This window comes from Paenibacillus sp. FSL H7-0737, from assembly GCF_000758545.1.
Classification (GTDB): domain Bacteria; phylum Bacillota; class Bacilli; order Paenibacillales; family Paenibacillaceae; genus Paenibacillus_AQ.
In genome coordinates this window covers 1,265,632-1,287,346 of record NZ_CP009279.1, presented here as the reverse complement: position 1 = coordinate 1,287,346, position 21,715 = coordinate 1,265,632, and the positions used below count along the sequence as shown (strand labels likewise).

The window sequence follows — 21,715 nt, the reverse complement described above, 5'->3', positions numbered from 1 at the left end:
AAAGCTCCTTTCAAGCCCCATTATATCTTACCCCGTATATATCCCTTGTAATAACAATCGTACTGATTCCCGGTAATATTTTTTTATATCATCCGGAGTCTTTTCAGGAATAGAACATTCAGCAGCTCTTCCGATCCCTTCGAGCATACCATTTACAATAATCACATAATCCTCTAAATCACCCTTAATAAAATACCCCGTGTCCATGCCTTCCTTCAGAAGATCACGACACGCATGCGAGGCAGCCTCATATAAATGAGCAAGACGCTTAGTGATATCCTCCGGATGAACTCTGCTTCTTGAGAATTCCTCAAGCGCCCGAATCAACGGATTCTGAAAATCATTTGCATAGTGCTCGGCTAAAGCATATAAACGCTCCTGAACACCAACAATTTCATTCTTCTTATCTTCCCACGCCTGTAACCACTGCGCGGTATCCTCTTCTACCACATATAGAAAAAGTTCATCCTTGCTCGGAAAATGATGATATAAGCTGCCCTTACTAACATTCGAGGCTACGCAAACTTCATTCATGGTTACAGCTGCATACCCCTTCTGAACAAACAGCTGTGTGGCTTTAAGTACAATTCGTTTCTTTGTTTCTTCTCCGTCTGAACGTCCTCTGATTCTAAGCACCTCCTAAACCGACCGTACGGTCTAATACTATCAGATCATTTTGTAAAAGTGAACCCCTAATCCTTTTTTACCATGAGTTCGTAAAAATGCACATCAAAAGACGCCCGGATTCGTACCCGAGCGCCTATCTCATGGATTATCTATAACCCTGGGTGATTAAAAATCAATCAGTCCGAGGCTGATTTGCAGCGAATCATCCACCTTCTTCATAGTCTCATCATCAAGGTGGGTGATCTTGTCAGTTAAGCGTTGTTTGTCAATCGTCCTAACCTGCTCCAGCAGTATAACAGAGTCTCTGTCAAAGCCATGAGCTGCTGCGTCAATTTCCACATGCGTAGGTAATTTAGCCTTCTGGATTTGGGCCGTGATTGCGGCCACAATTACCGTCGGGCTAAAGCGATTGCCAATATCATTCTGGATTACCAGTACTGGCCTTACTCCGCCTTGCTCAGAACCTACAACCGGCGAAAGATCAGCAAAAAAAACATCGCCACGTTTAACGATCAATGTCTACACCCCGCTTACTAAGCGGCCAAGAGTGCTGTCTGCATCTTCCTCCGCGAGGAACGCCTCGCATGCCATGGTCAAGTTGATCTTAGCCATTTCCATGTAGCCGCGCTGCATGGACTCCCGGATAGAACGTTTCCTCCGTTCGCTCAAATACAGCTTCATGGCCTGCCTAATCAATTCACTCCGGTTGGAATTCTCCAATTGAACAATTCCGTCCACTTCCTGCAAGAGATGATCGGGCAAGCTGATCATGATTCTTTTGGTGTTCTGCAAATTGGCCACCTTCTCTTCCACCCCCACAAACCTTCTGCCCTTGTGTTCCAGTGTTGCAATATACAAGGAATTTTATACAAGGAATATATGCCGCCAGTATATCAAGTATGCTGCATCCCATTATAAACTAGAAATGGCGGTTCGTATAGGCTTTTAGTCATATCTCCTAAAACGATACAATTCCTTCTATTTTCTCCCTTGAATAACATCACTGTCAAGAACTTTAAGATTGTAACAGAGCATTTACTAATTTAGGAAGTGTGCCTTCACGGATATAAACGCGCGGCACCCGATGAGCCAGCATGCAAATTACCTCGTAGTGAATCGTTCCAAGATGGAGAGCCAACTCGTCTGCCGTGACCATCACGTCAGCTTGACGGCCGATGAGTACAACTTCTTCGCCTGCTTTAATTTGTTCCGCTTCTTCAGCGAAAGATTTGAGTGATACCATACACTGATCCATGCAGATTGTTCCGACGACAGGAACGCGGCGTCCACGTATTAACACCTCCGCTTTGCCAGTTAGCATGCGGGAATATCCATCTGCGTACCCCACAGGTAACGTTGCGATAATCTCCTCGCTGTCTGTGAAGTACCGAGTGCCGTAGCTGACGCCCCAATGAGAAGGCAGGCTCTTCACATATACAACCTGCGTCTTCAGCGTCATTACCGGATGTAGTTCTACCAGCTGACGGTTTACCTCAGTTGAGGGATAAAATCCGTACAAGCTGATGCCTACCCGCACCATGTTGCTGGATAAATAAGGTGAATCAATGGCCGTAGCGCTATTGCCCGTATGTATGATCGGGATCTGAATGTTCTGCTCCCGCAGCGTTTCCGCCACGCTCATGAACCGTCGATGCTGTTCCAGTGTATAGCTTTTGTCTAGTTCGTCTGCCTTGGCAAAATGGGTAAACATACCCTCCAGCTCCGCCTGCGCAACAGACTGCACTTCAGAGATAAATGCGGGTGCGTCATCTGGTAAAAGACCCAGTCGCCCCATCCCGCTATCAATCTTGATATGCACCTTCAGCCGATGTTCCGGATCTATAGGAAGCTGTCTAACAGCCTCTAATACTTCCGGTGTGAACAGTGTTACAGTTACATGGTTCTCCCAGGCAACGGCTATTCCTTCTGGAGAAGTGTAGCCAAGCACCAGTATAGGAATCAGTATTCCCGCCTGACGCAGCTCCAATGCTTCATCCAAAAAAGCCACACTAACATAATCTGCTCCGAGTCTTTCCAGTTCCCGTGTTACTTCCACTGCTCCATGGCCGTACGCATTTCCTTTGACGCATCCCATAAACTTTGTCTCTGCCGGCAAGTAGCGGCGAAAGGCTTCGTAATTGGCACGCAAATCATCCAGATTAATTTCGGCTACTGTCGGTCGATAGCTTGCTTGCACTTCAAAGTCACCTTCTTACGTTGTAGTAAAACGTCATAGCTGTAATGATCATTGTCTTAGTACTCATGGTAATGCTACGGAAGGTGGCTGTCAATGTGAGCTCAGTTATCTTTTCGCTTCAGTTCAAAGCGGCTGGAGCGCTGGCAAATATAGAAAGGCGGATACTACGTTGTAGAGGAAAGAATCCCACAAAACGCAGTATCCGCCTACTTTATATTATTTACCCGATTGTGCCTCCATAGAAGCGGCAATTTGCATCATTTCGTTAACAGGAAGATTAGCACTTGTAATTCGATATTCTATACCCTCAGACATCCAAGTCAAAGTCTGCTGCTCATCACCACTCAGAAGTCCTGCGGTAAAACCAAGATCTATCAGCGTTCCAGGAGCCAATGCTACTGCACGGTCCAATGGACGGGCTTCCATAATGGTGTATTGATAAACCCCATCATACCGGATGAGAACAGCATGATCCTTGTTCCCCTCCATTTTATGGGAGTCCTTCAACTCGACACCTGCCGGAACGTACCCCGGTTCGATAATACCAAAGTCACCCAGCTCAGCAGCGACAGGTTGCCCCTCTTGCTCCTGACCCTCAGGAACTACAACCGGATTTCCATTTTCGTCAACCTGAGCTACTGTACTTTCTGAAGCAGCACCTGTAGTCATATTCTTTTGCATATCAAAGGAATCCTTAGTGAAATCTGTATCGAATTTAAAGGTGTCAAACTTCACGTCTACAACTACCTTGGCTTCAGAATCAGAGACTTGAACCTGTTTAGGCTCATAAGTCTTTTTATCCAGCCAAATCTTCTGCCGCACAAGGGCATTGCTCTGATAATTCGCAGCTACCTCAAACACATAGTTATTTCCATCTTCCACAAATTGACGATTGTTATCTGAGACGATGCCCCGAACTAGTGTCTGATACAAATAAACCTGGCCTTGATTGTCCGGCCAATCACTCTGGAAGCGGAAGCTCTTATTCATACTTGGTGTAAGTACGAACACTCCCTCATCATTACGAAGCACGATCTGCGTAATATCCTTCTGTACATTCGCCAAGCTGATCCGGTAATAAGAAGGGTTCTTGTACCATACCTCTACCTTATACTCCTGCGGCTGCTCGCCGGTGAATAGGGTCATAATGCCTGAAGCTTGGTACGTTCCCTGCTTACTCTCCAACTTGTCGGCCACATTGTTCAAATCCTTGACCACGGAAGCGGCATCCTTCTTCCCGCACCCCGTCATCACCAGGGCCACGCTCATAATGATCGCGAGTACCCATATTGTCCGGCGCATGACATCATCCCCTTAACCTGTTTTGAATGCATTGATTAGTACATGTCTATGAGGGACTTGGCCGCAATATGCAGACGGGCATGACAAGCTGGGAGTTAGATTTATTTTTCAGGAACATACAAACAAAAAAAGCCCACGCATAGCGCTGGCTTTATGTTTTATACAGAAATGTAATAACATTATGTAGGTCTTATCTTTTGAATAGAGAGAAAATTATACGATCAGTTTCTTGTTTCAACTCTCATTATCACTATGTATTGCTTTATTGTACTGATTGATTAATTCATCCAACCTCATCGACTGTCTGATCACATTTGGATGTAACAATCCACCGTATTCCCTTTCCATTAAATAAAGTTTGGCTCTAGCACCCTCTATTCTCTTTTGGATAATTTCTGGATTATTCATTACACTACCTCCTCAAATTAATATACTAGAGGTATATGTCAAATTCTATAATTTACAAATAAGTGCAGTACTATAAAGAAATGATTCTAATAAATACTAGAATGAAGGTAATAATTACGTTACTATGCACTGCTAACAACAAAGCCATTTTTCTTTTCGTTGATTCGATGCACCTTACTAATTAGGTTTCTGTATTCTTTTTGCGTTTCTAAAGATACCGTATGACGAAGCTCTTCGAACATTCCAACACATTTTATAATACATGATTCACTATTGATTTTTACTGAATATTCTAAACTTTCCATTATATACTTTATACTAATCTCATATTTATTTCTTCTTATATAATAAAACGCTATCTCAGCCATCAAGTTGGTATATCTATCTTCGAAGATTTGTTGATTATAGGATCTAATCTCTAGCTGATGATGATCTCTACAATCTGATATTTTCCCCTCAAACTGCAGAAGAATATCATCCACGTTAAATTGGTAATAATTAGCTGCTTGAAGGATTTTGAACAGACCTGAGAGGATCTCTTCCTCCCTTTGTTCAAGATATGCTACATATTCCGGCAGCACCGTTATATCCCCTTTTAAAATTCGCAGCAAGTTAATATTAGCCCGTGCCCACTCCATACATTGATTCATAAGCTGCAAAGCTTCTTCCGTGTCTTCCCGAATCCAGTTCATATCCATATACATGTTAACATAATGTAAAGCCCTATCATAATCTCCTAGCTCTCTATAAACTACTGAACGTAGCATGTAAGAGTATTGAATATATGAGAATAGTGGGATTTCAGGTTCCTTTTGAAGCCTGCTTTTTCTGGCACGGTCGTATTTAGCATGATATTGAATTGTTGCTTTATTCCCCATTTCCTTAGCCATTGCCATTACCTTGTCCCAATGTCGTAAAGCACTATATGTATTCGCCAAATCTTTCAGCGCATCAAGCTGGTCCACCTCATCAAGCCGGTTAACAAATCCTTCAAATTGCACAGCTGCTCGCAAATTAGCATCCCGATCTTCACCCAAAGCGATCGTGAATAGCCTGTATTGGCAAAGGGCCAGCCGCTCTGAATGTTGATACTTCTCACTCTCAGCCACACTCTCATATAACATCGCTGCTGCTTTGTGCTTCCCTAGCGTAAAAAAATCTTCTGCAGTATCAAATAACGAAGGCGTATAAGATAAGCTATCCATCATGATCCCAACTACCCGTGCAATACATTCCAGCTTATCCAGCTCTGCACAGCGATATAGAAATGGCCGAAGACGTCTCCAATTCGGATTGGAGTGAACAAAACACTCATCCACATACAAATCATAGTAGCAGCCTTCTTCTAATCCCATACCTTCTGTAATCCGATCTAATTGTTGCATGGCTATTGGGCGATTCCCATTGATGATATTACTGATCGTGCCTGAATTTACCTTAGACACCTCTGCGAACTGATTGATCGTTATCCCCTGCTTCTTGAGATAGTCTGCCAGTTCTGCACGAATGGTCATCTGCTTCATGATCAAAGCCACCTTCCGCCAACATAATTCATAGATAAGCAAATAGCATTTTAATAAATATATGTCTAATTATTCCAGTGGTCAAATACTTTTTTTCTATTCCTTTTCATTATGCAATTATTCGGTGATCAATGTATAGACTTTAAATTAGTAAAAGACAAAAACCACCAGAATACAAGGTGTAATAGACCTTTTCTGATGGTTTTTCTTATGATATTGCTATCGATAGTTATTCAATACATGCATTTAAATTCAACTAAGAGCTAGGTTTAATCATCATATCCAGCTTTTTAATATAAGGGTCTAGCGTTTCAATTAACTTCTCTTGGTTTTGTATCTCTTCTTTCGAAAGCCGATCCATATGAATACTGCCATCTGCATCAAATACCTTAGCATCATAGCTTTGTAAGTCTATGATTAATCGTTCGATCTCCTCAAACTCTTTTTTAGTAAGCCTCTGTTCAGCTTTTTCAAGCAAGCCATTCCAGAAAGCATCGCGATCTACGGATTGCACTGATTTCTTTGATGTTTTCGCTTCATTTATTTGTTCGAAATATGGTTCAAGCTTAGCCTGTAACTCTTTATATGCCTTCTGGTCCTTCGCACCTAACTGTTCTAGGTGAAAGACGCCTTCAGCATCGGCCATTTGCAGATTATAAGCTCCCAAATCCTCTAGTAAGGACATCAGCTTTGTGAATTCCTCTTCGTCAAAGCTTTGCTTCGCGTTTTGCAGTTTGGCCTCAAGCCTGTCATATTGTTGCTGGGTTACTCCTATCGTAGCAGCAGTTGCTGGGGATCCATACATATTGTCTGCCAAATAATGATATCCGGCATAAGCTCCAGTAGGAATTAATAGTGCAGCCGCCATAATACTTGCCACGAGCCATTTCTTCATACGTCTTCCCCCTTGTTTGGCTACGGCCCTATTTAATATTTGCTCCTTCAGTTCCGGTGGGGCACTTATATTTCTCGCCTCTTCCTGCAGAACTGTCCGTAACTCTTCTTTGAAATTCATGCAGGTCCTCCACCTTTCCCTTAAAAAGAGTATGATTGTCTGGCTTCTGACGAAGCTTCTGCAGTGCAGCGTGAATACGGGATTTCACGGTTCCGAGCGGAATACCCAGTATCGCAGCACTTTCTTCCTGTGAATATTCGTTTAAATAATGCAGAATAATCACCTGCTTCAGCTTAAATGGAAGACGATCTACACTTGCTAGCAGGCGGCGGTTAGATAACCTGTCCACAACATCACTCGTGAAATCATGCTCCAGCATTAGATCTGTTTGTTCTACTTTTTTCACCATTCGGAGATGCGTCCATCTCTTTCTTCGATAGGCATGAATTTGCCGCATGACCACTCCCATCAGCCAAGGCTTAAAGGGGCGGTTTACGTCAAATTGTTCAAGAGAACGGTGCACCTGAATGTAAATCTCCTGAACGATATCATCCACATCGGAGGTTTCGCGAACGAGGAAATGAACGGTCTGATATACATCCCGGATCGTTGCTTCATATAGCTCACCATACGCTTCACGACTGCCGGCTAGCGTAAGCGCAATGAGCTGAGAATATTCATTTGGATGTTTCATCCCTCTCAATCCCTCCTTCGGTCTTACACTATATATTGGTAAATCAAAGAGATATCGTTCGATTTATTTTAACGAATTTAACCCAGCCTTTTGAGCTGCATCAGGTTCAAGTGGTTTGACCGCCGTTATGGACCAAGCACCACGCGCTCTGGCATCACTCAAACTCTCCTTTCCCGCAAAATTTACTTAGCTAAATAAATTCGCCTGTAAGAAAGAGAGAACCCCTTAACTTGACAAGCTTATTATAGCTTCTATATATTTTAGGAACTAAAGTAAATTGGAGCGTGGCTATGAGCACAGAGCAAGATAAACAATATGCTATCCATAAGGTTATGGAATCCATGGCAAATGTGCAGCAGAAATCCCAGTTCTTCATTGATATGATCACCAAGCAGGAGACCCTGACTCACAATCAGATCCTTCTGCTGTTCCAGCTCAGGCTTATAGGTAGCTTGAACATTACTGACATCTCCGAACGATTCATTATTACACCAGGAGCCGCTTCCTCGATGTGCGATAAGTTGGAAGATACCGGTCTTATCGAACGTGTGCGGACGAAGGAAGATCGCAGAGTCGTCAATATTGTCCTTACAGAACAAGGGCATCAGCGGATTCTCCATATCTTTGAAGCCTTTCCTACCTCGGATTTGGATAAAATCTCAGGAACCTTAGAACAAATAAATGTGCTAATGGATAAAATGATGAACTAAAAGCTTTTGGGTTATATTGCTGCCTGTCAGGAAACTGACGGCAGTTTTTTTATGCCCAAAATACTATATTGACTATATATTATAATAATTATATATTTTAATCATTAAAATATATTTTGAAAGGCGGCCCCTGTAAATGTCCAATGCTAATGATCTTTTTGAACGCCAGGAAATGATCGGTCCACCGCTGAAAGTAAGAGGTTCACTGACCCTCAAAGAAGATGTTCGTGCGGATACCATCGATGTTGTCGGCCATTTAAGTGCACAGAAGAATGTTACTACCGCTAAGTTAAAAGTATCTGGCGATTGTTCGATTGGAGGTCATTGTAGAGCCAAACAGGTTATCAATCTGGGAGGTCTCCGTGTTCAACACATCCAGGCAGACAGACTGCAATCGTCTGGATACTTTTCTGCAGCACAAGATGCTGCACTCGAAACCTTCTATGCCGAAGGTGCTGTGAAGATCCATAGGTTAACTGCTGAATCATCCATTGAGCTACGTTTAGGAAACAGAAGCACAATCGATGTCATAAAATCTAGCGGTACCATTACTGTTAAGCCATCTTTGAAGCTAATGAATGCGCTAATCCCCTACTTCCGGAAGCTCACCTGCAAAACGATTGAAGGGACTAGCATCATGTTATATCGAACGACAGCAGATCTCGTCTGCGGTGAAGATATTGTCATCGGACCGGGTTGTTCTATTGGGGAGATCCGCTATAGCAAAAGTCTAACGGTAGACCCTAAATCACAAGTTACTCGGACCGTATTTTTAAATAAATAGCAAACGTAACAACCTTGTCTCTGCTTTGTTTACAGAAAGTGACCTACTACGCGCTGATTTAATCTATACTTAAGAGGATTGGACTTAATCCTCGGAGGTAATTATGAATAAAATCATCGTAATCGGAGCTATCACGCTCTTTTTAGCCGGATGCGGAGCATCGGCATCTATAGATATGGATACAACAATGGCAATTAACCAAACACAAACTACTGAAGCACCACTGAAGCTAATCGTTGATGGAGAAACCGTTCTTCCTTCTCTCCCACCTTTTTTCTCAGGTGATAAGGTCTATGTACCTGCAAAAGTACTCATGGAGTACTACTCATCTGAACAACAATGGGATAATGCTACGAAAACCTTAACCATCTCTGATGGAAGCAGTAAATATGTTTTGAAGCCAGGTAATGAGTATATGCAAGGTGACGGTTATCAAAATGAGCTGGGGGGACCTGCAATTCTACGAAATGGTATTATATATATTCCGGCAGACTCTCTAAACTCTCTCTCTGGTGCCACTGCGCAGCTGAATGCCTCGCAAAATGAAGTTTCCATTACATCAGGGGATGTTAGTACTACCGTAAGAACACCCAGCGAACCTCTCGCGATTGCTACAGAAAATGACCAAGTTAAGCTTTATACTGCCCTCAAAAATGGCGGTACCTACGAAGGATTTGTTGTAGAGGTGAACGGTAACAAGCATACGTTTAATTGGGAAGCACCAAGATTGTTAGGTTACACTCCTGAGATTCATTATGCCGACATAGATCAGGATGGGCAGGAAGAAGTTGTTGTCATACTGTGGCTAGGAACAGGTACGGGCATGTCTATGCAGGAGCTTCACGTCATTAAGCCTGACCAGTGGAAAGAAATGAATGTACCTTCCGCAGATAAAGCTGTCTCAGCATTTGTTACCTCAAAAATCTCCAATGAAAAAGGCGATGCCTTAATTCAAATTCAGGTAAAAGGTTCAACTCCATCTATGGTTACTATGCGGTATCCGGATCGTGGCGGGGATGGCAATCTTGGCGAAAAAGCCGGGATTGGTGCTGTGACTTACTACATGGTAGAAGAAGGCAAGCTGAAAGCTGAAACCAATGTTTATATTGGATTTTTAGAGAGTATTGGCACATTAACCTTTTCCTACAAATCAGGGAATGATGGAATGGAACCTGAATCCATTCGTTTTGAGCCTCATGAGGAGTATGCCTCTTATGTGGTGGGTAAGCAGCTATGATTGATGCCCATGTACATTTAGAGCAATATGAGCCTGAGGTTTCAGAACAAATGTTGAGTGAGATTCCTAACTTGGGGATCGAAGCCCTGATTGCTGTCTCCATGAATTTAGACTCTTGCGTTCGCACTCAAAAGCTTGCCGCTACCTATCCCGGAGTGGTACGTCCAGCTTATGGTTTTCATCCAGAGCAACCCATACCGCAGAAAGCTGAGTTATCCTCTTTGCTGGAATGGATTGAGCGTCAAGCCCGGGAGGATTTCATCGCTGTAGGTGAAATTGGACTGCCTTATTATTCACGTGCTGAAGCGCTGGAGCGTGGCGAAGCTTTTGATATGGAGCCTTACATTCAGCTTCTTGATCAGTTGCTTGAGCTTGCCGCCCGTATAGATAAACCAGTGGTCCTGCACGCTGTCTATGAGGATTCGCTGATTGCCTGTGATCTATTAGAGAAACACGGTATAAAGCGTGTCCACTTCCACTGGTTCAAGGGACCCGAAGAAGCCATTGACCGTATGATTAAGAATGGATACTATATCTCTTTCACCCCTGACATCCTTTATGAGACGGAGATCCAAGAGCTTGCCCGCCGCTATCCCCCAGAGCTTGTCATGGCGGAGACCGATGGTCCTTGGCCATTTGAAGGACCTTTTGCGGGTAGAGTCACGCATCCATCTATGATTCGAGATGTTGCTGCCGCTTGGGGAGTGCTCCATGGCTACACTTCCAGCCAAGCAGAAGAGATACTGACTGCGAATACTAAGCGATTTTATAGCTTGTAAATAAACAAAAGGATGGTTCCTAGCGAATGCCAGGCCATCCTTGTGAATAATCACAGCTTTATCCCAATTTGGGAGTTCACAACCTCTCCACACCCATTAACGTTCCTCCTGCAAACTCCATTTTATAAATATCCGGCTTTGTGGTTTGTAGTAGAAAATCCAGATCATATTTAGCGTCAAAATAATTCATCATAAGCGTCATGACTGCACCGTGAGTGCCAATCGCAATCTTTTGCCCACTGTGTTGTTTCAGTATATCTTGCAGCACGCTAACTGATCGCTTCTGACACGCATAAATGGACTCTCCACCAACCGGAACAAAATTTGGATCAGCAAACATTGTTTCCAGTAATGGATATAGCTCCTGGTCAGGCATGATCATATTTCCATCCGAAAAATGGATTTCCCGAAGATCTTCAACACTTTGAATCTCTGCCCCTAACTCCTGCGCCAAGCCAGAAACCGTATGTATAGCCCGAAGATATGGACTTGAATAAAAGACTTGAATTCCTTCGAGACGTAATTTTTCCGTTAACTTACGGGCATCCGCCTCCCCCTTCGCTGTTAATCCACGTGTTCTCTCAGTTCCTCCGGGCAGCTTGGGTGACTCACCATGCCTTACCATATAAATAAAAGTTGCCATTCTTCCCCCTCCTCTACCTTTACATTTCTCGTGTTCTATCCAAACTCCTTCATAAAAAAAGCCCTTACGGGCAAGAATCGATCCTAGCGAGCTAGGAAATCTCTTAATTGCACTCTATACAACTATTAAGCGTAAAAAGAGGTCTGCTGAGCAAATAAGTGTAGTTTCTGCAACTAAAAACCATCATTTCTACCCCAAAAGAGAAAAAATCAATTTATAGCTGCACTAAATACAACTAAAGTTCGGCTTGAACGATGGAACAGCATTTAATTGCAGATTCTGCAACTAAATGCTAGGTAAGCCTGCTAGGTAGTCTATGCTACTCAAGCCTTCTAGTCTGGCAAGTTTGCCTGACCTTCACTCCAACCTTCGCAAGCTTATTTCTGAATAAATCTGCAGCCTCAAGTTTCCACCACTTTAACCTTACCCGGTTGCTCCGTTGAGCTATCACTTTTCTCTTTCTGCACAGGCCACAGCACGCGGCCAAATACTATCCCCAGCACACCTATCAAAGCGATTACGATACCAAAGTTTAAAAAGATTCGACTAGGCCCAGCAGCCTGAACCAGCATTCCACCGAGGAGTGGAGCGCCAATCATAACTCCGCTAAGAATGGTACTTTGAATACCGAACACACGCCCTGTCATGTACGGGGGAGTTTCTTTTTGTAAACAATAATTGAAGGTAATCATAAACATTCCGTTTCCGAGACCCAGTACGAATCCCAGCAGCAATACAGGAAGGCTAGTAACGCCTGGCTGAAGCAGGCCAAGCCCTCCGACCGATACACCAATAAGTGCATAACCGGTACCTAGCTTCCAGCCGTAGCCTGTTCCCCGGTTCATTTTGTTCATGACCATGATCATCAATATTGCACCCACACCAGTTGCCGCGACAAGCCAGCCCAGCATAGATTCCTCAGCAGGTGCGATAATTCTGAATAGACTTGTAAACTGAAAATCGATCATCTGAATAGCTAACGCACCAACTAAACCAAACAGCATGCTGTTTAGCAGCAGTCTGCTGCGCAGCATAAAGCTCCAGCCTTCCTTCCACATCGTGCGGAGAGAAACATGCTCCTCTGGATCCCCCTTGCTCTCTGAGCTGACTTGTCCTGCTTCACTATTTTTAACAGTAAGTAGGAGCAAGTAAGAACAGCCTCTTAGACAAGCATTGATCAAAATACACCACTGCGGCGTCAGCACAGACAATGCAAAACCACCCAGCAATGGCCCAGCGATTTTGGAACCCTGATTTACGATTCCATTAAGTGAAGTGGCTTGAAGCAGTTGATCCTCTCTAACCATACTGCGGGTCATCGACTGCTGGGCAGGCACATTTAACGTCGAGATAGCAGCACGCAACATCAGTAACGGAAGTAGCCACACCATACTGGGAGCGAAAAGAACTAGTACTGTTAACAATGCCGTTAGTAGATCACACATCCGCATTAGCTTTAGCTTATTTAGTCGGTCAGCCGCTACCCCCGCCACGGAGCCGAGCAGAATCCCAGGTAAAGCGATGGAGACTGGAATCAAAGCCAGCATTAACGGACTAGCCTGCCAGCGGTACCCTACGAGTACCTGAATCGCCAGTGCATCGAACCAATCCCCAAAAGTGGCTGTCGCATATGCGCTGTACACACGCATATACACTTTGTTTTTTAGCAGACTCGTTCCTGCTTGTGATGAAGCATTCATCGGACATTCCTCCAAGATACGATTAAGAACAAGAACATATGAAGCATGATCTTAATGTAACGGAGAATTGTCAGAGAATTATCAGAGAGCTGTCACGATATTCATAAGCACGTTTTCCAAGGATTGCTCCAAACGATGGAATCCCCGCTCTTCCTTCTCTCGTTCAAATAAATCTGCATATTTCTGATGCAAAGCTGACTGGGGAGAAAACTCGTTACAATAGTGAACAATTCGGTATAACGCATATATCCGCATCGGCACGAATCCTGACATCTCTAGCACCTGAAGCGCCTCATCCAATAACTGCTCTGCTTCACGCCAAGACTTGCGCCGTAGACACCACAAGCCTCTTGCAACTTTATAACTGCCGATCTCACGCAAAAAAGGTTTCTCCTGCAAAAGCACTTCAATGTCTTTTGCCATCCGCTCCAATTCCTGATCTTTTGTCCCCATCCACAAGTGTACGAGCATTTCGGAAATGGCCGTTACAGGAATGAAGTTCTCATACCCAGGCTCTTTAATCACCTCATGCGTTAGCTTTAATCGTTCTATTGCTTTTTCCGGTTGCCCGGCAAATGTGTACAAATCCAGAATATTAAGGATCTCCATTTCACGATGCTGGGGCGGCAAAAGAATCTTTTTCTCAAGGACTAGCTCACAGAACTCTAATTTCTTCTTCGGATCACCCAAAAATATATAACAGATCATCAAAGAATAGAAACGCTCTTCTATCTCAACTTCCTCTGTGTTCAGAAGCCATTCCAAATCTCCCTGCACAAAATGAATATAGATCGAATAGAACGGATCCATTTCATAACCCAAAACATCCTGTTGTCGCGCTAAAGTTAACATGGATCGTCCTTGGCCGTATTGATGATATTTTACGAATACCTCCCGCATCGTCTCTTGCATCTTTGCGTCATATGTAGTCGGATTGGTCATAGTTACTGAGGGTTCCCGCATCGTCAGACTATAGCCAAATCCACGAACAGTCTTAATATCCAAGCCTTGTAGCTTGTTAAGCTTTTTACGAAGGCGATAAATATGATCATCTACCGTTCGCTCTACTGGGTATTCTAGGGGCCATACCTTATCCAGCAGTTGATCTCGACTAAACGTACGCCCTCTATTTTTGTACAAGAACTGAAAAAGCGTAAACTCTTTTGGGAATAATTCGATCGTTATCCCATCTCCGGTCACTTTATATTCACTTTCGATTAATTCCAGCTGCATGATAGAACCTCTCTTTCCCCCGAATCCGCTCATTGGTTACATTATATCAGCCCATCCAAGGCGTACTCCAGATTAAAAAAAAACATACAAAAAGAGCAACCCGCAGATTTCTCTGCATGATTGCTCCTTGCACCCATTGCTGGTCTTATCCAGCCATATTATTAATGGAATCCTGTTCACTAAAAACAGAGATGTGACCTACCTTACCCGTCGAGTTTGGAATAATGAATTTCAACTGGAATTGATCATTGGCTTGATAAGTGTAGATCTTATCCTCGCCATTTACTTTGGTATCATCCGGCTTGCCCAGTGTGGACTCGATCTGTTTCAGTGTTAGCTCTTGCAGCGCAGCATCACTGGAACGAACATCGAAGATTAGGCTCCCTTTATTGAATCCGAATACGACATGTTCATCAGTGTAGGTAGCATAAATACCTTTTCCCGCTGACTCTTGTTGATCAGGTTTACCCCAATCAGCTTCTACCTCATCAATTAGTCCGGTATGAGCAGCATATTCAACACCGGGCACCTTGCCCTTTTTAGCAAGCTCAAGTAATTCTTGAAGTTGTTTGTCGCTATTCTGCGGATTCGCATTCGCTGTATCTTTATTAGTCTCCGTAGGGGAAGTGGTCGCTGCTGGTGCGGTTTCCGAAGGAGTGGTTGATGGGCTAACTTCTGGTTCTGCGGTTGCTGTTACCGTTTCAGTTGGCGCCGTAGTTGGGGAAGCAGAATTAGCTTGCTCATTGTTCGAGCTGCATCCAGCTAATCCAATCATTCCTGTGAGCAAAATAGAAGCTGCTAAAAATTTAATCTGTACCGACATGATGTCATCTCCTTAGTAGGTTAGCTCAAAACCAGCTTGCAAAAAAATGGAACTGAAAATATAGACGATACTGAAATGAAAAAGTTTCATCAGCCAAGGAGGGCTTGGCTTGGTCTAAAAATCATTTACCCAAATCTGCTGAACATCAATAAATTACGGGACATCATCTCGGGAGATACTCCCCCTTAGTAAAAATATTCCACACAAACGCAACCTTAATCCTCCAAGCCGCATCTTATTAGTAAAGGGAGGGGAGCTTCATCTGAATATTATAGAGAGAATCAAAGCAAAGGATGAGTCAGCTCTCCGCCTATTGATGGACGATTACGGCGATATGCTGCTCCGAACCGCTTGCTTACTGCTCAAGGATCGACAGAGTGCCGAAGAGGCGGTACAAGATACTTTTATTCAAGCCTATGCCAAAATGAATCAGTTGCAGGATCCCGAACGGTTAAAGGCTTGGCTCATTCGCATCGTAGTCAACCGCTGCCGCATGAAGCAACGGACTTGGAGCTGGCGTAATATTTTCCCCTCGGGTGGGTCAGAGCTACAAGCCAGCGATGATGCGGGCTTCACTGCCGGTGCAGAAGAGCTTTTTATGGTGGAATGGCATAATGTTAGACTCGCCGAATTCATCAGGAATCTCGATTATGTATACCGCGAATGTCTGACGTTATATTACTTTCATGAGATGAGCATCCGTGAAATTTCCGAGCAATTGAATACACCGGAGAATACGATTAAATCCCGGTTAGTTAGAGGACGGACACTCTTAAAAAAGATGTTGGAGAAGGAGGGACATTTCTTATGAATACGGGGAATACGAAACGCGAAGCTATCAAGCAACAGCTAGATGAAGAACTACAACCCATACACTTCGAAGGACATGAACGCGTCCTCAAGATGACCCACCCTCCAACCTTTGGAGCTCGTCTCTTGGCTTTCTGGAATAAAGAAATCGAGATCCCTGTGAAACCTATAGGCGCGATTGGTGCCATTATTCTAGTCGTATCATTGACACTTCATCAACCAGAGGTTAAACATCAACCACAACAAAACGTCCAGCAGCACCCGAACCGTGAACTTATTGAGGCTGGGGGCAATACGTACTGGAAGGATATCTATGATCAGGCGGTGAAGAGACATGCGAATTAAGATCAAAGTCAAACATCTAGTGTCATTCGTGCTACTCCCTGCCTCCCTGCTCATTCTTCTATTTAACTTTCTGCCCTCCTCAAAGGCACAAATGGAGGAAAGCCCAGCTGTTCAATCTAACCTGGCCCGTACAGAACTTCTGAAAAAGCTAGAGTCTACAACTGGCAGTAAACGTATGGAGCTTATTCAAACAAATATCATCGATAAGGAGCACGGCTACGATCCGTATAGATACGACGTAAATATTGGCCCCTCTATGAGTCAGTGGAATCATGATGAACCTAGTATTTCCGGCTTGCTGTCAGAGGATAAAATCGCGTTGCTAGAGGAATACATTCTTGATGGGCCAGCGAATAATACACGTATATTTGCGGTAAAGCTGCTTGCCTACGAATATGATGCTCTTGGTCGTAGAGACGTCGGAGATCAAGCGCTAAACACCGCCGCGAAACAGTTAGACAGTAATTCTAGCGTGGCAAAAGAACTGGCGCTGCTTCAAGCAGAACGTGCCCTGAATCGTGGGGATACAACAGCCGCTGAATCTATTCTTGAACAAACTACATTTCCATACGAGAATCAGAAAGATTTAGAAGCGCAAAAAGCATGGCTTACCGGGCGCCTGCTCTTCACGAAAGGCAAAGCGCAGGAAGCCCTTGCCGTAGTAACCAATGGCTTGGAGAGCTACAAAAAATACTGGCAGGATATTCATAAACAAATGAGTCTTGTCATTAGTAACTCTGATAAAGACACTGCAGACAGCGAAGCAGCGGGCTCATTATCAAGTTCAGCACCAACGATTGGCACTTCAGAAGCCGAAATGCAGCTTGAAGCGCTAATATCTGCCATTCAGTCAGCTGTAGATATGGGAAGTACCTCAACAGCTGTCGTATCTGGAACCCTAACCCGAAGCGATGGGACACCAATCTCACGCGCAGGTATTTTTCTCCGTGCTGAAAGCGAGGTTAATCACAGCATCACAGCTGCTGAACCGTACCGAATCGTTACCGACGATGAAGGGCGTTTCGAATTCCACGGTGTGATTCCGGGCTTCTATCAATTGCAGCTTGGACTTAGCTATGATCAGATCGACGGATGGACTTGGCCTGTACAGAATGACGATTGGATTGAAGTTAAACCGGATGATAGGTTGAATGAGAGCATTGTTCTACAACCTCTGCTTGAGCTTCAGTCTCCTATTAATCAGGAGACGATAACGGGTCAGTCTGTAGATTTCCACTGGAAGGCTGTTGAAGGTGCGGCTTACTATCGTTTAAGCGGTGGGGTCTCAATGGTGGGGAGCTCCTTCAGTTCGCAGATTCGGGACCATATCACGGACAATCAAGTCTCTATTCCAGTAGATGAACTCTATTACAACAGTGGTTTCTCCTACGGCAGTGGCGGAGAGGGCTTTGAATCGATTGATCCTCTATCTTTTCTCGTGTTCATGAATCCTGAAGCACGCTTTTCTTGGAATATCGAGGCATTTGATGCGGATGGACATCTGCTTACCCGCAGTAATGGCTACAGATTGAACGAAGACACCGTTGGTAATCTGCCCTTCTTCTATCTCAAGGAACGAGAATTAACCATAGCCGATAGACTATTGTTAAATAAGAAACCTGATCAAGCCATAGAAATGTACCAACAGAATGTTGCCGATGATCCACAGGATGCTCATGCCCTGCATATGCTTGTGAAGCTGATGCTCGCTAAATCCTCCCTGACGAAGGATGACTCATTAGAAGATCAGGCGATTCCGCTACTCCAAAAGCTCATACAGTTGCATCCTTATTCTAATTATACCTTCACGTTGACACAGTATTATTTTGACCATAAGGACTGGAAATCTTATAACGAATTTCATTCCCGCTACAACGAGTTAAACCCAATCGAATTAAACAGTTATGTACGCTCTATAAACGCCGTAGCTCTCATGCATCAAGGCAAGCTTACAGAAGCTCGGGAGCAATTTGCTATCGCCTTAGAGCATGATAACAGCCATCGTTTTATTGGCAGCTATTTGGCGGCAGAATTATACGCTGGTGAGTCGCTTTCTTCTGTATTGACACTGGCTGAGCATTACCCCGAACACAGCTTTGGTCTTAATGGGTATCGTTGGCCACAAATGATTAAACAGCTCATAGCTGAACGAACAAAACAGCCTAACAACTTTGACCAAGAGCTGAAGGAAAAACTCGGATGGTATGTAAATGGTCAGACAGATGTTTTGAAGCAATGGATCGAAGGGGCAAAGTCTTCCGCATTGAAGACCTTTATGCAAGCTGTTGAAAAGGTAAGCTAACTTAGCCTAACTCACTTATACAAACAAAAATCCGGTCCCTCTCGATTAACACGAGCATGGACCGGATTTTTTAATTACGCATGATTTTATTTACCTTTAGCTTCCATCATGTAATTCTGGAAGTCCGTAATGCTCGGGTTGGACATATAGTGACCACCCTCTACTTCAATCGTTTGACCAGTAATGAATTTAGATTCATCCGATGCCAGGAACAACACTGTGTTTCCGATATCATCCGCTTCTCCATGGTAAGGCAGAGCGTTGAACTTCTGAAAAATATCCAGCACAGCTGGCGGCATATTTCTTGCAGCCGCAGGTGTTAAGATCAGGCCCGGAGCCACTCCGTTGCAACGAATCTTATCTTTACCATATTGTGTGGCGATGTAACGAGTTAGGTTCACAACAGCTGCCTTAGAGGAGCCATAAGCCGTGCGCAATGAATCTCCAGCAAATGCTGACATGGAAGCTGTGTTAATGATCGAACCCCCGCCCGCTTTAATCATATGTGGAATGGCAAACCGGCTGCCTAACAGAACACTTTTGGTGTTCACATTCATCAAGCGATCCCATTCTTCCAAATCTATGTTGACGACATCTAGGTCTTTTTGCAGATTAGTTAGACCTACATTGTTAAATAAGACTGTAATTGTGCCATACTGAGCGACTGTGAAATCAACAGCTTCCTTGATCGAATCCGCTTGGGATGCATCCAGGAAAAGACCTTCCGCCTCTCCACCTTCACTTTTAATCTTAGCCGCTGCTTCTTTGGCAGCCTCTACATTAAAATCGGCGATGACAACTTTGGCTCCTTCTCTAGCCATTAAAGTAGCGGCTGATAAGCCAATACCTGAAGCGCCTCCAGTTACTAATGCAACCTTACCTTGAACTCTTCCCATATTCATACCCCTTTATAATGTGATTAAGATTCTTAGATGACTTCATTTATGTTTCAGAGCTATCAAAGCTCGTTAACAACTTTTCATAGATTTTCAAGAATTGCTGCAGTTCTTCTTCATCGAGCTTCTGAAACATTTCAGCTCGGAGCTCCTGCCCTTTTAGCTGTGCTTCCTTCAGTACATCTCTGCCTTTGTCCGTGATAGACAGCAGTACATTTCGGCGATCATCCTCGTTATATTTGCGCTCGGCCATTTCCTGCTTAATTAAGCGATTGGCAATATTCGTCATCGCCCCCGGCGTATAACCTAGCTTCTTAGCCAAAGTAGTTTGCTTCTGGGGACCCTTTTTATTCAATTCTCCCAAGACGAGAACAGGAGATATCCCAATATTGTGGTCAAAAGCATTCATCCATCGAACAATAATTTCATTCGTGAATAATTCAACTGCATGTATGAGTCTAAAAATATCTGGGTTTTCCAAGACATCCTCCTTAGATATTCATAATTATTAGCTGCTTCGACATATATTTTAACACTAAAATATTTAATAGTAAATTATTTAATAGTAAATTATTTAATAGTAAAATACTTAATATTAAAAAAAGGATGCTTATAAAAGCATCCTTTAGATTGCGGATTTATCAACAACATAAGTACCAGCCATCATATCGTGAAGCGCCCGTTTACGGGGAGTAAATGCGACAAATAGATAATCCACAAGCATGATGAGGCCAAGTATTTTACTGAGGTCAGTAGCTAAAGGTGCCCATAAATTAAGAGTGGTGGAAATCACAGTGAGATCGTAGAGGCTTACGCCAACAATCATTGAAAAAATCGTACTAATGATTCGGAAAATATTTCGAATTAGAGCTTCCTTCAACGTTGGGATATTCCCTTGCTGATTGACAATTTTCATCTTTAAAACCAGCTTCCCAGGCGTTCCTCCAAATCTAACGATCATAAAAACATCAAACACGACGAAGAAAATATACTCAAGGATGATGGGAATCTCCGAATGCAAGGATACAGCTAATGAATTGAATATCCAGTATACAATAACCGCAGGTATCAGAATGATAAGGAGATCAAGAATAGTAGCGAGAACTCTTTTCCAAAAGCCTATGAAATCCTCCTGTTCCAAACGTTCAACCTTATAATTATCCATATTAGGGCCTCACTCTCTATGCTTACTTTATTCATTCATCCTGATTATCCGCTCTTCAATAATGGTTTCCAGTTCCTTATTATGCTTTAGAATCACCCGTCTATCAGAAAAATTATTCGTTAATTCAACTATTCTATGTATCGCTTCCTGATCATATCCCCGATTCCATTCAAAAATCATCACAGCCCCCGATGATTCTAATCCTCATAGGCTTAGCCGAGCCCGATCGGCAGGATGATAAGTCCTAGCGATACAACCATTGTGATTCTCGTAGTGAGGATCGTTAGCTTTTGATTTTTGTGCGATTTGTACCAACCTTTAAACTGAAAATGATTCCGATACAGCATAAAAAATATCAATAAATTCCCGAGCGCCATACTCCAGTTATACATAGGCTGACCAAATATAGATTGATATATAAATCTCTCTACCCCGCCTAAAATAAACAAGGTCAACACAAGCAATACACACATTCGAAGTAATTCCAATATAAAAGAACCTAGTTTTCTCATTTCTAGAGCCTCCCCTTCAAAATTTTCTGTACGCAAAACATCCATATTCACCCAATTATACACTTTGACTGTGATGACTTCTAACGGAATAAAAAAACAACCCAGCCCAAGATACCTTCTATCCTGAGCT

At 43.4% G+C, this 21,715-nt stretch carries 23 protein-coding genes and 1 pseudogene; 7 read left to right on the top strand and 17 right to left on the bottom strand.

Annotated elements, in window-relative coordinates:
* Window positions 1-27: 27 nt before the first annotated feature.
* The 9 genes and pseudogenes from H70737_RS05610 to H70737_RS05575 all read right to left on the bottom strand — a co-directional run.
* Window positions 28-636, bottom strand: a complete 609-nt coding sequence (locus tag H70737_RS05610; protein WP_052404177.1) for a TetR/AcrR family transcriptional regulator — start codon at window positions 634-636, stop codon at window positions 28-30.
* 156 nt (window positions 637-792) lie between these two features.
* A complete protein-coding gene (locus H70737_RS05605) occupies window positions 793-1,143 on the bottom strand; it encodes a type II toxin-antitoxin system PemK/MazF family toxin (protein ID WP_042124727.1) in 351 nt (116 codons plus the stop codon).
* Window positions 1,144-1,146: 3 nt separating this feature from the next.
* The gene (locus tag H70737_RS05600) at window positions 1,147-1,428 is read right to left on the bottom strand and encodes a CopG family ribbon-helix-helix protein (protein ID WP_025698676.1); all 282 of its coding nucleotides are present in this window, start codon (window positions 1,426-1,428) and stop codon (window positions 1,147-1,149) included.
* Between the two features lie 214 nt (window positions 1,429-1,642).
* Window positions 1,643-2,824, bottom strand: coding sequence for an alanine racemase (gene alr / locus H70737_RS05595; RefSeq protein WP_042185478.1), 1,182 nt, complete (start codon window positions 2,822-2,824; stop codon window positions 1,643-1,645).
* Window positions 2,825-3,040: 216 nt separating this feature from the next.
* Entirely contained in the window at window positions 3,041-4,126 is a 1,086-nt protein-coding gene (locus tag H70737_RS05590) for a LolA family protein (RefSeq protein ID WP_042185477.1), read from the bottom strand.
* A gap of 234 nt (window positions 4,127-4,360) precedes the next feature.
* The gene (locus H70737_RS30150) at window positions 4,361-4,534 is read right to left on the bottom strand and encodes an aspartyl-phosphate phosphatase Spo0E family protein (protein ID WP_076284026.1); all 174 of its coding nucleotides are present in this window, start codon (window positions 4,532-4,534) and stop codon (window positions 4,361-4,363) included.
* 122 nt (window positions 4,535-4,656) lie between these two features.
* Complete coding sequence (locus H70737_RS05585) at window positions 4,657-6,057, bottom strand: helix-turn-helix domain-containing protein (RefSeq protein WP_042185474.1); 1,401 nt, start codon at window positions 6,055-6,057, stop codon at window positions 4,657-4,659.
* 256 nt (window positions 6,058-6,313) lie between these two features.
* On the bottom strand, window positions 6,314-6,952 hold the full coding sequence (locus tag H70737_RS05580; RefSeq protein WP_052404176.1) for a DUF3600 domain-containing protein: 639 nt from the start codon (window positions 6,950-6,952) through the stop codon (window positions 6,314-6,316).
* Between the two features lie 130 nt (window positions 6,953-7,082).
* Window positions 7,083-7,646 (bottom strand): annotated as a pseudogene (locus H70737_RS05575) (sigma-70 family RNA polymerase sigma factor); the annotation flags it as partial.
* Window positions 7,647-7,936: 290 nt separating this feature from the next.
* On the opposite strand from H70737_RS05575, the gene H70737_RS05570 reads away from it, so the two are divergent.
* From H70737_RS05570 to H70737_RS05555, 4 genes are all read left to right on the top strand, one after another.
* Complete coding sequence (locus H70737_RS05570; RefSeq protein WP_042185470.1) at window positions 7,937-8,356, top strand: MarR family winged helix-turn-helix transcriptional regulator; 420 nt, start codon at window positions 7,937-7,939, stop codon at window positions 8,354-8,356.
* 136 nt (window positions 8,357-8,492) lie between these two features.
* The gene (locus tag H70737_RS05565; RefSeq protein WP_042185468.1) at window positions 8,493-9,140 is read left to right on the top strand and encodes a hypothetical protein; all 648 of its coding nucleotides are present in this window, start codon (window positions 8,493-8,495) and stop codon (window positions 9,138-9,140) included.
* 103 nt (window positions 9,141-9,243) lie between these two features.
* On the top strand, window positions 9,244-10,377 hold the full coding sequence (locus H70737_RS05560; RefSeq protein WP_042185466.1) for a copper amine oxidase N-terminal domain-containing protein: 1,134 nt from the start codon (window positions 9,244-9,246) through the stop codon (window positions 10,375-10,377).
* Entirely contained in the window at window positions 10,374-11,156 is a 783-nt protein-coding gene (locus H70737_RS05555) for a TatD family hydrolase (RefSeq protein ID WP_042185464.1), read from the top strand. Before H70737_RS05560 ends, H70737_RS05555 begins: the two co-directional genes overlap by 4 nt.
* A 76-nt stretch (window positions 11,157-11,232) precedes the next feature.
* Here the strand turns inward: H70737_RS05555 and H70737_RS05550 are convergent, their stop codons facing one another.
* The 4 genes from H70737_RS05550 to H70737_RS05535 all read right to left on the bottom strand — a co-directional run bounded on the left by H70737_RS05550 (window position 11,233) and on the right by H70737_RS05535 (window position 15,558).
* Window positions 11,233-11,799: a histidine phosphatase family protein gene (locus tag H70737_RS05550; RefSeq protein WP_042185462.1), complete on the bottom strand. Its 567-nt coding sequence runs from the start codon at window positions 11,797-11,799 to the stop codon at window positions 11,233-11,235.
* A 401-nt stretch (window positions 11,800-12,200) separates the two neighbouring features.
* Entirely contained in the window at window positions 12,201-13,499 is a 1,299-nt protein-coding gene (locus H70737_RS05545) for an MFS transporter (protein WP_042185460.1), read from the bottom strand.
* A gap of 81 nt (window positions 13,500-13,580) precedes the next feature.
* On the bottom strand, window positions 13,581-14,732 hold the full coding sequence (locus tag H70737_RS05540) for a winged helix-turn-helix domain-containing protein (protein WP_042185458.1): 1,152 nt from the start codon (window positions 14,730-14,732) through the stop codon (window positions 13,581-13,583).
* Between the two features lie 145 nt (window positions 14,733-14,877).
* Window positions 14,878-15,558: a YjgB family protein gene (locus tag H70737_RS05535; protein WP_442950254.1), complete on the bottom strand. Its 681-nt coding sequence runs from the start codon at window positions 15,556-15,558 to the stop codon at window positions 14,878-14,880.
* A 310-nt stretch (window positions 15,559-15,868) separates the two neighbouring features.
* On the opposite strand from H70737_RS05535, the gene H70737_RS05530 reads away from it, so the two are divergent.
* From H70737_RS05530 to H70737_RS30965, 3 genes are read left to right on the top strand one after another with little or no spacing between them, the layout of a single operon-like run.
* Window positions 15,869-16,366, top strand: coding sequence for a sigma-70 family RNA polymerase sigma factor (locus H70737_RS05530; RefSeq protein ID WP_269321802.1), 498 nt, complete (start codon window positions 15,869-15,871; stop codon window positions 16,364-16,366).
* Window positions 16,363-16,710: a hypothetical protein gene (locus H70737_RS05525; RefSeq protein WP_042185452.1), complete on the top strand. Its 348-nt coding sequence runs from the start codon at window positions 16,363-16,365 to the stop codon at window positions 16,708-16,710. Before H70737_RS05530 ends, H70737_RS05525 begins: the two co-directional genes overlap by 4 nt.
* The gene (locus tag H70737_RS30965) at window positions 16,700-19,012 is read left to right on the top strand and encodes a carboxypeptidase-like regulatory domain-containing protein (RefSeq protein WP_042185450.1); all 2,313 of its coding nucleotides are present in this window, start codon (window positions 16,700-16,702) and stop codon (window positions 19,010-19,012) included. The genes H70737_RS05525 and H70737_RS30965 overlap by 11 nt, the downstream gene beginning before the upstream one ends.
* A gap of 86 nt (window positions 19,013-19,098) precedes the next feature.
* Here the strand turns inward: H70737_RS30965 and H70737_RS05515 are convergent, their stop codons facing one another.
* The 4 genes from H70737_RS05515 to H70737_RS05500 form a co-directional block, all read right to left on the bottom strand.
* Window positions 19,099-19,908, bottom strand: coding sequence for an SDR family NAD(P)-dependent oxidoreductase (locus H70737_RS05515; protein WP_042185448.1), 810 nt, complete (start codon window positions 19,906-19,908; stop codon window positions 19,099-19,101).
* Between the two features lie 46 nt (window positions 19,909-19,954).
* Window positions 19,955-20,389 carry a MarR family winged helix-turn-helix transcriptional regulator gene (locus tag H70737_RS05510; protein WP_042185446.1) on the bottom strand — a complete coding sequence of 145 codons (435 nt, stop codon included), beginning with the start codon at window positions 20,387-20,389 and terminating at the stop codon, window positions 19,955-19,957.
* 144 nt (window positions 20,390-20,533) lie between these two features.
* Window positions 20,534-21,073, bottom strand: a complete 540-nt coding sequence (locus H70737_RS29675) for an RDD family protein (RefSeq protein ID WP_052404175.1) — start codon at window positions 21,071-21,073, stop codon at window positions 20,534-20,536.
* Between the two features lie 212 nt (window positions 21,074-21,285).
* Window positions 21,286-21,585, bottom strand: a complete 300-nt coding sequence (locus H70737_RS05500) for a hypothetical protein (protein WP_042185444.1) — start codon at window positions 21,583-21,585, stop codon at window positions 21,286-21,288.
* Window positions 21,586-21,715: the final 130 nt, after the last annotated feature.

Excerpts from the sequence above, each read along its gene's own strand:
- H70737_RS05590 (WP_042185477.1), bottom strand. The coding sequence starts at position 4,126 with ATGCGCCGGACAATATGGGTACTCGCGATCATTATGAGCGTGGCCCTG.
- H70737_RS30150 (WP_076284026.1), bottom strand. The coding sequence starts at position 4,534 with ATGAATAATCCAGAAATTATCCAAAAGAGAATAGAGGGTGCTAGAGCC.
- H70737_RS05585 (WP_042185474.1), bottom strand. The coding sequence starts at position 6,057 with ATGAAGCAGATGACCATTCGTGCAGAACTGGCAGACTATCTCAAGAAG.
- H70737_RS05580 (WP_052404176.1), bottom strand. The coding sequence starts at position 6,952 with ATGAAGAAATGGCTCGTGGCAAGTATTATGGCGGCTGCACTATTAATT.
- H70737_RS05570 (WP_042185470.1), top strand. The coding sequence starts at position 7,937 with ATGAGCACAGAGCAAGATAAACAATATGCTATCCATAAGGTTATGGAA.
- H70737_RS05565 (WP_042185468.1), top strand. The coding sequence starts at position 8,493 with ATGTCCAATGCTAATGATCTTTTTGAACGCCAGGAAATGATCGGTCCA.
- H70737_RS05560 (WP_042185466.1), top strand. The coding sequence starts at position 9,244 with ATGAATAAAATCATCGTAATCGGAGCTATCACGCTCTTTTTAGCCGGA.
- H70737_RS05555 (WP_042185464.1), top strand. The coding sequence starts at position 10,374 with ATGATTGATGCCCATGTACATTTAGAGCAATATGAGCCTGAGGTTTCA.
- H70737_RS05550 (WP_042185462.1), bottom strand. The coding sequence starts at position 11,799 with ATGGCAACTTTTATTTATATGGTAAGGCATGGTGAGTCACCCAAGCTG.
- H70737_RS05545 (WP_042185460.1), bottom strand. The coding sequence starts at position 13,499 with ATGAATGCTTCATCACAAGCAGGAACGAGTCTGCTAAAAAACAAAGTG.
- H70737_RS05540 (WP_042185458.1), bottom strand. The coding sequence starts at position 14,732 with ATGCAGCTGGAATTAATCGAAAGTGAATATAAAGTGACCGGAGATGGG.
- H70737_RS05525 (WP_042185452.1), top strand. The coding sequence starts at position 16,363 with ATGAATACGGGGAATACGAAACGCGAAGCTATCAAGCAACAGCTAGAT.
- H70737_RS30965 (WP_042185450.1), top strand. The coding sequence starts at position 16,700 with ATGCGAATTAAGATCAAAGTCAAACATCTAGTGTCATTCGTGCTACTC.
- H70737_RS05515 (WP_042185448.1), bottom strand. The coding sequence starts at position 19,908 with ATGGGAAGAGTTCAAGGTAAGGTTGCATTAGTAACTGGAGGCGCTTCA.
- H70737_RS29675 (WP_052404175.1), bottom strand. The coding sequence starts at position 21,073 with ATGGATAATTATAAGGTTGAACGTTTGGAACAGGAGGATTTCATAGGC.
- H70737_RS05500 (WP_042185444.1), bottom strand. The coding sequence starts at position 21,585 with ATGAGAAAACTAGGTTCTTTTATATTGGAATTACTTCGAATGTGTGTA.